At 62.5% G+C, this 11,537-nt stretch carries 10 protein-coding genes and 1 riboswitch; of the genes, 7 read left to right on the top strand and 3 right to left on the bottom strand.

Going from position 1 to position 11,537, the window contains the following annotated elements; all coding sequences use genetic code 11:
- Nucleotides 1–5: 5 nt before the first annotated feature.
- A complete protein-coding gene (locus tag HPQ62_RS08770; RefSeq protein ID WP_174802166.1) occupies nt 6–506 on the top strand; it encodes a ClbS/DfsB family four-helix bundle protein in 501 nt (166 codons plus the stop codon).
- Nucleotides 507–544: 38 nt separating this feature from the next.
- Here HPQ62_RS08770 and HPQ62_RS08765 read toward each other — a convergent pair whose 3' ends face one another.
- Entirely contained in the window at nt 545–2,347 is a 1,803-nt protein-coding gene (locus tag HPQ62_RS08765) for an adenine deaminase (RefSeq protein WP_174802165.1), read from the bottom strand.
- 81 nt (nt 2,348–2,428) lie between these two features.
- Nucleotides 2,429–3,040: a DsbA family protein gene (locus HPQ62_RS08760; RefSeq protein WP_174802164.1), complete on the bottom strand. Its 612-nt coding sequence runs from the start codon at nt 3,038–3,040 to the stop codon at nt 2,429–2,431.
- A gap of 349 nt (nt 3,041–3,389) precedes the next feature.
- On the opposite strand from HPQ62_RS08760, the gene HPQ62_RS08755 reads away from it, so the two are divergent.
- The 6 genes from HPQ62_RS08755 (at nt 3,390) to HPQ62_RS08730 (ending at nt 8,823) form a co-directional block, all read left to right on the top strand.
- Nucleotides 3,390–3,866: a DUF3830 family protein gene (locus HPQ62_RS08755; RefSeq protein WP_174802163.1), complete on the top strand. Its 477-nt coding sequence runs from the start codon at nt 3,390–3,392 to the stop codon at nt 3,864–3,866.
- Nucleotides 3,867–3,892: 26 nt separating this feature from the next.
- Nucleotides 3,893–4,918 (top strand): ABC transporter substrate-binding protein, encoded by a 1,026-nt coding sequence (locus tag HPQ62_RS08750; RefSeq protein ID WP_174802162.1) that lies wholly within the window; start codon nt 3,893–3,895, stop codon nt 4,916–4,918.
- 273 nt (nt 4,919–5,191) lie between these two features.
- Complete coding sequence (locus HPQ62_RS08745; RefSeq protein ID WP_174802161.1) at nt 5,192–6,016, top strand: ABC transporter permease; 825 nt, start codon at nt 5,192–5,194, stop codon at nt 6,014–6,016.
- Complete coding sequence (locus tag HPQ62_RS08740) at nt 6,009–6,812, top strand: ABC transporter permease (protein WP_174802160.1); 804 nt, start codon at nt 6,009–6,011, stop codon at nt 6,810–6,812. Before HPQ62_RS08745 ends, HPQ62_RS08740 begins: the two co-directional genes overlap by 8 nt.
- 10 nt (nt 6,813–6,822) lie before the next feature.
- On the top strand, nt 6,823–7,854 hold the full coding sequence (locus HPQ62_RS08735; RefSeq protein WP_174802159.1) for an ABC transporter ATP-binding protein: 1,032 nt from the start codon (nt 6,823–6,825) through the stop codon (nt 7,852–7,854).
- 39 nt (nt 7,855–7,893) lie between these two features.
- On the top strand, nt 7,894–8,823 hold the full coding sequence (locus HPQ62_RS08730; protein ID WP_174802158.1) for a LysR family transcriptional regulator: 930 nt from the start codon (nt 7,894–7,896) through the stop codon (nt 8,821–8,823).
- A 46-nt stretch (nt 8,824–8,869) separates the two neighbouring features.
- On the opposite strand, the gene metE is transcribed toward HPQ62_RS08730, so the two are convergent.
- Nucleotides 8,870–11,167 carry a 5-methyltetrahydropteroyltriglutamate--homocysteine S-methyltransferase gene (gene metE / locus HPQ62_RS08725; RefSeq protein WP_174802157.1) on the bottom strand — a complete coding sequence of 766 codons (2,298 nt, stop codon included), beginning with the start codon at nt 11,165–11,167 and terminating at the stop codon, nt 8,870–8,872.
- A 111-nt stretch (nt 11,168–11,278) separates the two neighbouring features.
- Nucleotides 11,279–11,504: riboswitch (cobalamin riboswitch) on the bottom strand.
- Between the last annotated feature and the right edge of the window lie 33 nt (nt 11,505–11,537).

The following is an 11,537-nucleotide window of genomic DNA, read 5'->3' as shown; positions in this document are numbered from 1 at the left end:
GAACCATGCCAGCAGCCACGAACAAATCCGAATTGCTCGCGGTCTTTGACAAGGACCTTGCGAAGCTGAGAAAGACGCTCACAGAGGTCGATGAGGAGACGTCGACCTTGTCCGCGCCTGATGACCCCGTCACGATCAAGGGCATCATCGCGCACCGAACCCACTGGATGGGCAAGCTCCATCATTGGTACGAAGACGGCGTTGCGGGCCGGGAGGTGTTCGTGCCTGCCAAGGGCTACAAATGGAACCAGCTCAAGGCCTATAACGCCCCGCTTTATGCAAAGGGCGACGAAACGCCCTGGGCCGAACTGCTTTCAAATTTCGATGCCGCCTGCGACAGATTGCGGTCGTTTATCGTCTCTCGGCAAGATCTCGAACTCTATACCAAAGGCGTCCACGCCTGGACAGGGACGTGGACGCTTGGCCGGTATGCCGAGGCAGCCGGACCGTCGCATTTCCGATCCGCCAACAGCTATATCCGCAAGACGTTGAAAGCCCCGCGATAGGCCTTGCGTTTCGGGGCATCAGCCTGGGTCGAGCCGAACTAGGCAGGCTCGAACAGCTCGGCGATTTCCATTTCCGGCACCAGCACCAGACCCTTGTCGGTGATCCGGATTTCGGGGATTACGGAAAGCGGGATCAGGTTGAAGCCCATATAGGGGATGGCGCAGCCGGCCTCCTGCCATTCAAGCTTCAGGGCGCGCACCTCGTCTGCCACCTCGTGGACCCGCTTTTCGGAAAGCAGTCCCGCGATCGGCAGTTCGACCATGGCGCGCACCTTGCCGTCTGCCACCACGCAGACGCCGCCCTGCGTGTCTTCGATTGCCCGCAGCGCCACCTGCATATCGGCCTCATTGGTGCCGGCCAAGATGATATTGTGGCTGTCGTGACCGACGGAGGAGGCGACGGCGCCGCGCTTCAGCGTGAATTCGGACAGCAGGCCATGGGCCACATTGCCGCTTGATTTGCCGTGACGCTCGACCACGGCCACGAAGCAGAGCCCGTGCTTGTCGAAATGGGTCTGCCAGTCATTGGCAGGCTCCAGTTCGATGACGTCATGAACGGCGGTGATGCCGGGAAGCTCGGTGCGGATGCAATGGGCCTTGACGCGCTCGGTCGGCAGGTCCGGGATGAGCTTCACCTCTTCGGGAAGCTTGACCGTGTGATAGGCCGCATCCGGATAGCGCCAGCGGTCGGAAAGGGCTTCGTCAAGCAGTGGCGTGATCCGGCGGTCTTCCACCACCAGTTCGCCCCCATACCATGTGTTGACCGGCTGGAGCGTGTCGTCGAGCAGCACCAGATCGGCGCGGCGGCCGCCGCCAAGCCCGCCGATCTCGTCGCCGAGGCCGAAGCGGGTCGCGCCATGGAGCGAGCCCATCGACCAGGCCTGTTCCGGCGTCATGCCAGCTTTCACCGCCTGGCGGGTGACCCAGTCCTGACCGAACATCAAGAGGTCGTCCGCATCGCGGTCGTCGGTGCAGACCGCGACGCGCTTGTGGGAGGCGCCGAGTTCCGTGATCGCCTTGATCGCCTCGGGCAGCGAATGCCAGGGCGTGGTCGGCGGGCCGCCGCGCAGGAAGATCCAGACGCCTGCCTCCAGCAGATCATTGGCAATTTCGCGGTCGATCGCCTCATGGGTATCGGTAACGCCCGCAGCCGCATAGGCCGCCACGAATTCGCGGCCGTAGACATGGCCGGAGACCGGACGGCCGCGCTTCAGCGATTCGGCAATGATGGCATGGGAGCGCTCGTCGCTCATGGCCACCGGAACGAAGTCCATCTTTTCGCCAAGCGCCATGGCCTCCGGCCATTTATCGAAGATCTGGGCGATCTTGTCCGGGGTCAGGTCGCCGCCAGCCGTTTCCATGTCGGCCGAAGTGGCCGGCACAGTCGAAGGAACGGTGAGGTAGATCGACAGCGGCGCCCGGCGGGCATCTTCCAGCATCGCCTCGACGCCGGCGACATCCATGACATTGCCGATCTCGTGGCTGTCGCAGAAAATTGTGGTGGTGCCGTTGAGGAGGGCTGCCTCGGCATAGGCGCAGGCCGTGACCATGCTCGATTCGATATGAAGATGCGGATCGACGAGGCCGGGGGCGATGATGCCGCCGCGGGCATCGTAGAGCGTGGCGCGCCGTCCCTTGTAGCTGCCGGCCTTCCGAACTGCGGCAATGCGCCCGCCCGAAAGCCAGATCTCGCGGTCCTCGATCGTGCGCTCGCTATAGGTCGACAGCACCCGTGCGCCTGTGATCACGAGGTCGGGATCCTCCCGCCCATGGGCGACATCGGCAAGCTTTCGGGTCATTTCTGAGAGCGGGGAAACGGAAAAACGGGTGAGCTTGCTCATTTGCGGCCTTTGTCTGGTTGCAATTGTCAACGCAAAGGCTAGCGGCAGGGCAGGGCCCGGTCCAGTCCCTTTTCGCCTTGTTCAGCCTGCGCGGGCCTTGGCGACCGCCTCTTCGAGAAGCGGACGGTCCAGCACGCCGGGATAGATCGTGCGGCCGATCACAAAGGACGGCGTGCCGATGAATTGCAGGGCTTCCGCCTGGCGGTAATTGCGGTCGAGAAGCGCACTGATCCGGGCGTCGTTCTTCTTCACGCTCGCGGCGATCTCCTCGAAATTGAGGCCGGCTTCGGTGAGGATCTCATCGACCCTCTCATAGGAGAGCCGCCCCTTCGATAGCATCAGCGCATCGATCGCGCGCTCATAGTCGCCGATTTCGGCAGCGCCCAGCACGGCCTGTGCGGCAAAGGCGGAGACCGGTCCGAAAACCGGCCAGTCCTTCATCACCAGCCTGATATTGCCGTCCTGTTCCACGACATCGCGGACCATCGGATAATCGCGTTTGCAATAGCCGCACTGGAAGTCGAAATATTCGACAATGGTCACGTCGCCATCCGGATTGCCGAGCACCGGGGCGGCGGGATCGAAAAAAATCTCTTCGGGAGAGGGGCCATCCGCGCTGGCGGATGAGAGCGGCAACAGCGTCAGCGCACCCGTTCCGATCAGGCCTGTCAGCAATGTGCGTCTGTCGAGCATCAAAATCTCCCTCACCGTAAAGCGGCAATAGAGCGAAGGGGGCCGGTCTGCGCAAGCGGCAGGAGCGCAAATTGCCTGCCTTTGCCGCTCACAATAACGCGAGCAGGCTTTGAACGCGCGCAGACCTCCCACTCGAACAGGCCTCGAACCCGATCAAATGAGGGACGTTCGGAGGAGGCTTGTGCGCATTAATGGTTGAGGTGCCGCCTCTGCCGGAAGGACAGTGTGCCCGTCGTCGATCGTTGCGGGGTTTGATAAAAAAAATTGATTGCCGCATGGAAAATTGAAATTGGACAGAAATGCCTAAAAGTCGATCATTTGTGGTACATAATTAAGTGGGAGCCGTTTTGTGAGCGACAAGAAACTCTATCTGAAATTCGTCGAAGCCAATGTTCAGGGCATAATTTCTCTTTATTGGGAAAATGCTCCGGAGACCTGCGCCGCACTCTGGGGCGCGCTCGAAAAGCCGATCCAGTGGCCGGCAACCCATGCAATCTTCTCCGGTCCTGAAATCATGATGGGCCTGCCCGAGGAAAACCGCAATTTCGACCCGACCAAGCTGCCGCCGGAAAACCAGACGATCCTGCCCGAGCCCGGCGAACTTCTGTGGTTCTATCAGCCGAAGAACTTCTTCAAGATCGACCCGGACGAGTTCTGGGAAATCGGCATGTTCTACGGCGTCGGCGGACGTACTTTCGGCCCGACGGGGTGGATACCCTGCACCTATTTCGGCAAGATGACTGAAAATCTCGATGCAGTGGCTGCCCAGTGCAAGCTGATCCGCACCGAGGGCGCAAAGACCGTGGAAATTGGCCGTCTGGCCTGAAACAAACCATAAAGGAAGGGAAGAGCATGAAACTTGTAACAGCAATGCTGGCGGGCGTTTCGTTTGCTGCCGCAGTCCCGGCTTTCGCAGCCGAGATCACCATCAATTCCTTTGGCGGTGCCTATGAAGAGGCGCACCGCACATGCGTGATCGAGCCGTTCACCGCGCAAACCGGCGCCGATGTGAAGATCGTCACCGCCTATTCCGCCGATGCCTTCGCCCAGCTTCGGGCCCAGAAGGACGCGCCGCAATATGACGTGATACACTTCTCGGGCGGCCAGGAAATCGTCGGCGCCAAGGAAGGCCTGCTGTCGCCGATCGATGCTTCCAAGCTCAAGAACGCAGCCGACCTCTATCCCTTTGCCGGTGCAAAGATGGCCGAAGGCGAAGGTCCGGCCTACCAGATCGCCGCCATCGGCCTGCTTTACAACAGCGACGAGCTTTCAGAAGCGCCCGCCAACTGGGCGAACCTGATGGAGCCGGAGCTTGCCGAAGGACTGGTGCTGACCGACATCTCCAACACCTATGGCCTGTTCGGCTTCCTGATGCTGAACCAGGTTGCCGGTGGCGACCTCGACAACATCCAGCCGGGTCTCGACGCGGTGAAGACGATGCTTGAAAACGGCGCCTTCGTGGTTTCGAAGTCTCCGGAAATCCAGCAGGCCTTCGCCCAGGGCGGCACCTTCGTGGCGCCCTATGCGTCCGACTACGCCTACACGCTGCGCAAGGCCGGCCTGCCGGTCAAGTTCCAGCAGGGCGCCGAAGGCACGCCGGCAAGCTACATCACCGCCAATCTGGTCGCCGGTCGCGACAACCAGGATCTGGCGCTGCAGTTCATCGACATGGAACTGTCGCCGGAAGCCCAGGCCTGCTTTGCCGAAGCGCTGCGCTATACCCCGACCAATGCCAAGGTCGAGCTGCCGGAAGAGGTTGCCGCCGATGTCGCCTATGGCGAGGAGGGCGTGAAGAGCCTTCTGCGGTTCGATCCCGAAACGATCGAAGCCAGCCGGGCCGACTGGGTCGTGGAGTGGAACAAGGCGATCGCACAGTAAGGTCCGCCCAACCGGACCGCACTTGCGATCGAACTCCCCCTTTTCAACGAGGGGGAGGAGCCCCGGCAGGACGAGGGCTGTGCGCGCCGTCACAGCCTCCGGCGCGCGACCCCCGCGCATCCTGCCGCCGCAGCCCCGATTGCCCGGCAAGAGGCAGGGCTGCGGCACAAGGGTCTTGTGAACGGAAGACAGAGCGGTGTAGCTGCACCTGAAGCCTTTTCCGCTTGTGCGGGGGCGGCAGGTGCGAAGCCTCAGAAACAGGAAATCCAGCGGATGAAATCCGACCGAGCAGAAAACGCGCTTCTGGTGGCGCCCGGCATCATGCTGCTGGCGCTGGCGTTCTTCCTGCCGATCGCGCGCATGCTGATGCTGTCGGTGATGGGGCCCGAGGGCTTCACGCTCTCGCATTTCGCAGCCTTTGTCAGCGAACCCTATTATCTCAACGTGTTGTGGCGCACGATCCGGCTCTCTTTCATCATCACGGTAATCTGCGCGGTGGTCGGCTTTCCGCTTGCCTATATCATGGCGCGCGCCGGGGCGACCGTTAGGCTGTGGCTGATCATCGTCATCCTGCTGCCGCTGATGACCAGCGTGGTGATCCGGACCTTCGGCTGGATGGTGATCTTCGAGCGCGGCGGGATCATCTCCTCGACGCTCTACGATCTTGGTCTCGTCAAGCGCAACTTCACCCTGATGCGCACCGAAACCGCGATCGTGATCGGCATGGTCCAGGTGCTTCTGCCCTTCATGACGCTGTCCATTCTCGGCGTCGTCACCCGCATCGACCAGCGGCTGGAAGAAGCCGCGCGCACCATGGGTTGTTCCTTCCTGCAGGCATTCCGCCATGTGGTGCTGCCGCTTGCCATGCCCGGCATCGCGGCCGGTTCGCTGCTCGCCTTCACGCTTTCCGCAAGCTCCTTCGTCACACCGAGCCTTCTCGGCGGTCCCCGCCTGCAGGTGCTTGCCGCTTCGATCTATTCGTCGGTGACGCAGACGCTCGACTGGCATTTCGCAGCCGCCCAGGCGGTGATCCTGTTCCTCGGCATCGCGCTCACTCTCATTCCCTATTTCAAGCTGACGGGAGGCCAGCATGGTTAAGGCCGTCCCGCCCTGGCTGAAGATTGCCACCTGGGTGTTCGTGGCGCTGGTCGTGGTGGTGATGCTGGCGCCGCTTGTCGTCGTCATCGGTACCTCGTTTTCCGCGAACCAGTTCATCGCCTTCCCGCCCAAGGACTTCTCGCTTGAATGGTACCGGAAGGTGCTGTCGTCGAGCGCCTATCTGTCCGCAGGCGCGCTCAGCCTCGGCATTGCGCTGCTGGTGACGCTGTCCTCGGTCACGATCGGCGGAGCGGCAGCGATTGCCATCCATCGCCGGCAATTGCCGAAATCGGAACTTCTCGGCGCGCTGTTCCTGTCGCCGCTGATCCTGCCGACGATCATCTATGCGATCGGCCTTCTGATGTTCTGGAGCGCCACCTTCGGCCCGGTCTCCTTCGTCACGCTCTGGATCGGCCATACCGCGATCACGCTGCCCTATGTTGTGCGCACCACGCTTGCGGTGCTGACGGAAAGCGATCCCTTCATCGAGGAGGCGGCGCGGACCATGGGAGCAGGACGGATCCAGCGGCTGCTTTACGTCGTGCTTCCGCAGTGCCGCCCCGGGCTTGCCGCCGGCGCCTTCTTCGCCTTCAACATCTCTTTCGACGAGGCGGTGCTGTCATTGTTCCTGCGCACGCCCGATCTCACCACGCTGCCGGTGCAGATTTACGGGCAGCTCGAATTCAGTCCCGATCCGTCGGTCGCTGCGGTCTCCACCATCATGATCGCGCTCACCGTCATTCTCATCCTGGTTATCGACCGCGTGCTCGGTATCCGCAAATTCGCCGCAGCCTAGGACCATCATCATGTCGGATATCCATCTCGATCGGATCAGAAAATCCTATGGCCACGTCGAAGTGCTCCACGGCATCGACCTGGCGCTTTCCTCTGGCGAATTCGTCAGCCTCCTCGGCGCATCCGGCTGCGGCAAGACCACGCTTCTGCGCTCGGTCGCGGGCCTTGAGGCGGTCTCCTCCGGCCATGTGATCATCGACGGGCAGGATGTGACGAAGCTGCCGCCGGAAAAGCGCGACATCGCGATGATGTTCCAGTCCTACGCGCTGCTACCGCATCTGAGCGTCTATGAAAATGTCCGCTTTCCCCTGCGCATGCGCCGCATCGGCGACCGGGAGGAGCAGGATGCGCGGGTGAAGGCGGCGCTGGAGACGGTACAGCTTCCCCACCTTGCCGACCGCTATCCGCGCCAGCTTTCCGGCGGCCAGCAGCAGCGCGTCGCGCTGGCGCGCGCCATCGTCTCGAACCCGAAAGTGCTGCTGCTCGATGAGCCGCTTTCCAATCTCGATGCAAGGCTGCGCGAGGACATGCAGGTGGAACTGATCGAGATCCACCGCCGGCTGGGCCTGACGACGCTGTTCGTGACCCATGACCAGGAAGAGGCGCTGAGCCTTTCAGACCGTGTCGTCCTTCTCAATGGCGGAAAGGTCGAGCAGGAAGGCGCGCCGTCTGAAATCTACGCGCATCCCGCCACCGAATTCGTTTCCGGTTTCATCGGCTCGGCCAATGTGCTGCACGCGACGCTGGAAAATGGCGGCATCGCCGTGCTGAAGGATGGTCAACGCCTTCAGGTTCCGGCGGAAGCGGCATCGGGCCCGGTCGCCGTCGTGCTGCGGCAGGAGGATCTGACGGTCTCTGCCACCGGAGAAGGGATCAGGGCGAAGGTCAAGACCCGCGTCTATCTCGGCGCGCGCAATCGCTATGTGCTGACGCTTGCAGGCGAGACGATCCGCATGCTGACCGACAATGAAACCGTGTTTCAGCCCGGAGACGAGGCCGTGCTCGCAATCGATCCGGACCGCATTCGCGTTCTGCCACGCTGACGGTCGCTGATTGTGCGGCCGCAAGGAGGCTGATAGCCTATGGCGATGCGCATCATCGACATGGCCACCTTCGTGGCGCTTGCCCGCAACCGGCATTTCGGCCGCACCGCCCGGGAGCTGAACACCACCCAGCCGGCGATTTCCTCGCGCCTTGCGATCCTCGAGCGCGACTATGCCTGCCGGCTGGTCGAGCGCGGCGACCGCGAATTCAGGCTGACGCCCGCCGGCGAAGAGGCGCTTGCGGTTTTCCAGGAGGTGTTGGAAAAGCTCAACACGCTGAAATCCGACCTGAAGGAAGGCGGCAGCGATGCCGCCTATATCGTGCGCATCGGGGCGATCGATTCGGTGGTCGCGACCTGGATGCCGGATTTCATCGAGGCGCTGAGCCACGCGATGCCGAACCTCAGGGTGGAACTGACCATCGAGGGCACGCGCGATCTGGTCGCGGGGCTTGCGCACGGCGAATTCGACCTGATTTTCGGCATCGAGCCTGCCATCGGCGACAGCTTTCGCTCGTTCATCATCTGCTATTATGAAATGGTCTGGGCGGCGGCACCCGCCGCGATTGACGCGGGCGCGATCTACAGCGTCGACGAACTCTCGCAGATGCCGATCATCACCTTTCCCAAGGGCACGCCGCCCTATACCTATGTCGCGCCCTATTTTCAGGACGAAAGGGTGCTGGCGTCGAAACTCACCAGCTCGAATTCGTTGTTTGCAATGATCAATCTGCTGATCGGCGGCTTCGGCCTTGCCGCGATCCCGTCCGTCGCGATCGCGCGCGAGCTGGAAAACGGCCTGCTCTGCCGGGTCAAGGTCGCAAAGCCCTTTCCGCCGATGCCGATCGTCGCCACCTACCAGACCGCCGTCGGCCAGAATATCCTGCGCAGCGTCGCCGATCACGCCCGCAACAGCGCCGCCGACTTCTGCCGCAAGGTTTCGTCGGAAAGCGCCTGGGTGCCTGAATAGCGGCGGTCCCGCGTCCTGCCGGAACGCGGAACCGCTTCATCGCTGGCTAGCCCCGCAAGGCCCGTGCCGCCTCCACCATGTGGACAAGCGCGGGCTTGACCTCATCCCAGCCGCGCGTCTTCAGCCCGCAATCGGGATTGACCCAGAGCTTGCGGTCGGTAAGGCGCTCGCGGGCAAGGGTCAGCAGATCGGTCATCTCGCCGGTGGTCGGAATGCGCGGCGAGTGGATGTCGTAGACGCCGGGGCCGATCTCGTTCGGATAGTCGAAGCCGGTGAAGGCGTCGAGCAGCTCCATCTTCGAGCGCGAGGTCTCGATCGAGATGACGTCGGCATCCATGGCCGCAATCGCCTCGATGATGTCGTTGAACTCCGAATAGCACATATGGGTGTGGATCTGGGTCTCGTCGGCAACGCCCGAGGCCGTCAGCCGGAAGGCGTTCACGGCCCAGTCGAGATAGGCCTTCCATCCGGAACGGCGCAGCGGCAGGCCTTCGCGCAGGGCGGCCTCGTCGATCTGAATGATCTTGGCGCCGGCAGTTTCGAGGTCCTTCACCTCGTCGCGGATCGCGAGCGCGATCTGGGCGCAGGTCTCGGCGCGTGCGATATCGTCGCGTACGAACGACCAGTTGAGGATGGTGACCGGGCCGGTGAGCATGCCCTTGACCGGCTTTTCCGTCTTCGACTGCGCAAACCGCCACCAGTCCACCGTCATCGGCGCCTCGCGCGCGACATCGCCGAAGATGATCGGCGGGCGGACATAGCGCGAGCCGTAGCTCTGCACCCAGCCGTGACGGGTGAAGGCGAAACCGGAAAGCTGTTCGCCGAAATACTGCACCATGTCATTGCGCTCGAACTCGCCATGCACCAGCACATCCAAGCCGATTTCCTCCTGGAAGGCGATTGCGGTTGCCGTCTCCTGTTCAAGGAAGGTGCGGTAGGCCGCGCCGTCGAGCGCGCCCTTGTTGAACGCCGCGCGGGCCTTTCGCACCCCGACCGTCTGGGGGAAGGAGCCGATCGTCGTCGTCGGAAAGGCGGGCAGGTTCAACCGCTCATGCTGGAGAGCGACACGTTCCGCAAAGGCTTTGCCGCGGCGGCGGTCGGCTTCGGTGACGGCGGCGAGGCGGGCTGCAACGTCTTCATTGTGAACCCGTTTTGAGGCCGCGCGGCCGGCAATCGCAGCATCGGCTTCGCCAAGCGCTTTTGCGACCGCGCCCTTTCCAAGGGCAAGACCGGTTGCGAGCGTCGCCAGTTCATCAAGCTTCTGGTTGGCGAAGGCGAGCCATGACTTCAGTTCGGGATCGAGCCCGGTTTCAAGATCGACATCGATCGGCACATGCAGAAGCGAGCAGGACGGCGCGATCTGGATCTTGTTCGCGCCGCGCGCGGCAACGAGCGGCGCAAGCCGGTCGATGATCGCCGAAAGGTCCGCCCGCCAGACATTGCGGCCGTCGATGACGCCGAGGGAGAGCACGAGATCGGCAGGGGCGTTTTCGAGGATGCCGGAGAGCGTGCCGCGTTTCAGGTCGACGTGAATGCCAGCGACCGGCAGCGAAAGCAGGGTGTCGAGATTATCCTCGGGCGCAGCGAAATAGCTTGCGAGCATGATCTTCGGCGCGGCCTGCGCGAGGACCGCGTAGGCACGGGCAAAGGCAGCGCGCTCCTCGTCCGTCAGGTCCAGCACCAGCGCCGGCTCGTCGATCTGCACCCATTCGGCCCCGGCCGCCTTCAATTGCGCCAGAAGGTCGGCATAGACCGGCAGGAGGCCTTCCAGCAGCGACAGGGGCGAGAAATCGCCCTGGCGCGCCTTTGCGAGCTTGAGGAAGGTCACGGGCCCGAGGATGACGGGGCGGGTCTCGATGCCGAGCGCCTTTGCCTCGAGATAATGTTCAAGCGGCTTGAGGCCGGTCAGGGTGAAGCTCTGGCCTTCGGTCAGTTCCGGAACAAGATAGTGGTAGTTGGTGTCGAACCACTTGGTCATTTCGAGCGCGCGGGTCTCGCCGTGGCTGTGACCGCAATCGGCGATTTCGCCGCCGCGGGCAAGCGCGAAATAGGTCTCAAGGCTCACCGCGCCGCCATCCCAGCCATAGCCTTCGGGAATGGCGCCGACCATGACGGCGGTGTCGAGCACGTGGTCATAGAGCGAGAAATCGTTGGAAGGGATCACCGTGATGCCCTTTTCCTGCTGTGTCAGCCAGTTCCGGCGGCGCAGATGTTCAGCGGTGTCGGCAAGGCTTGCGGCCCCGGATGTTCCGGCCCAGTAGGATTCGAGTGCGAATTTCAGCTCGCGTCTTGCGCCGATGCGCGGAAAGCCGAGACTTGCTGCTGCCAGTTTATCGTTTGACATTTCATACCCCGATCAAGGTTCTCTAGGGGGCGCGGCGTCAAGACGGCGTGCGCAAGCCGACGGGCGACAAACCCGTCTGAAACCGGCAGCACCACCGGGACACCCCGCCCGTGGACAGATGTTGCCTTGGCAGGTCTCCTGACTTGCGGGTCAATGCGGCTTTCCGTCTTCCCGGTTTCCCAGTGACATTGTTGGAACGACGCTCACCGCTCACAGTTGCGGGGGCAGCTCCGGCTTTGCACCGTTCCTTCTCGCAGATCGCGAGATGAAAAAGTCCGCACCGGATTCCCTCTTAGCGCTTCGCGGAACGAAGCGAACCAAGACGGCGCGAGATTGAGCTTGGTGAGCCGCAAAGTCAATATCATATAAA

Source organism: Martelella limonii, from assembly GCF_013344475.1.
Taxonomy (GTDB): domain Bacteria; phylum Pseudomonadota; class Alphaproteobacteria; order Rhizobiales; family Rhizobiaceae; genus Martelella; species Martelella limonii.
Note: the sequence above shows the minus strand (reverse complement) of the source record. Positions and strands in the feature narration are given on the sequence as shown.

What these genes read in the sequence shown, in the direction of transcription:
- HPQ62_RS08770 (WP_174802166.1), top strand. Translation starts at nt 6, where the DNA reads ATGCCAGCAGCCACGAACAAATCCGAATTGCTCGCGGTCTTTGACAAG.
- HPQ62_RS08765 (WP_174802165.1), bottom strand. Translation starts at nt 2,347, where the DNA reads ATGAGCAAGCTCACCCGTTTTTCCGTTTCCCCGCTCTCAGAAATGACC.
- HPQ62_RS08760 (WP_174802164.1), bottom strand. Translation starts at nt 3,040, where the DNA reads ATGCTCGACAGACGCACATTGCTGACAGGCCTGATCGGAACGGGTGCG.
- HPQ62_RS08750 (WP_174802162.1), top strand. Translation starts at nt 3,893, where the DNA reads ATGAAACTTGTAACAGCAATGCTGGCGGGCGTTTCGTTTGCTGCCGCA.
- HPQ62_RS08745 (WP_174802161.1), top strand. Translation starts at nt 5,192, where the DNA reads ATGAAATCCGACCGAGCAGAAAACGCGCTTCTGGTGGCGCCCGGCATC.
- HPQ62_RS08740 (WP_174802160.1), top strand. Translation starts at nt 6,009, where the DNA reads ATGGTTAAGGCCGTCCCGCCCTGGCTGAAGATTGCCACCTGGGTGTTC.
- HPQ62_RS08735 (WP_174802159.1), top strand. Translation starts at nt 6,823, where the DNA reads ATGTCGGATATCCATCTCGATCGGATCAGAAAATCCTATGGCCACGTC.
- HPQ62_RS08730 (WP_174802158.1), top strand. Translation starts at nt 7,894, where the DNA reads ATGGCGATGCGCATCATCGACATGGCCACCTTCGTGGCGCTTGCCCGC.
- metE (WP_174802157.1), bottom strand. Translation starts at nt 11,167, where the DNA reads ATGTCAAACGATAAACTGGCAGCAGCAAGTCTCGGCTTTCCGCGCATC.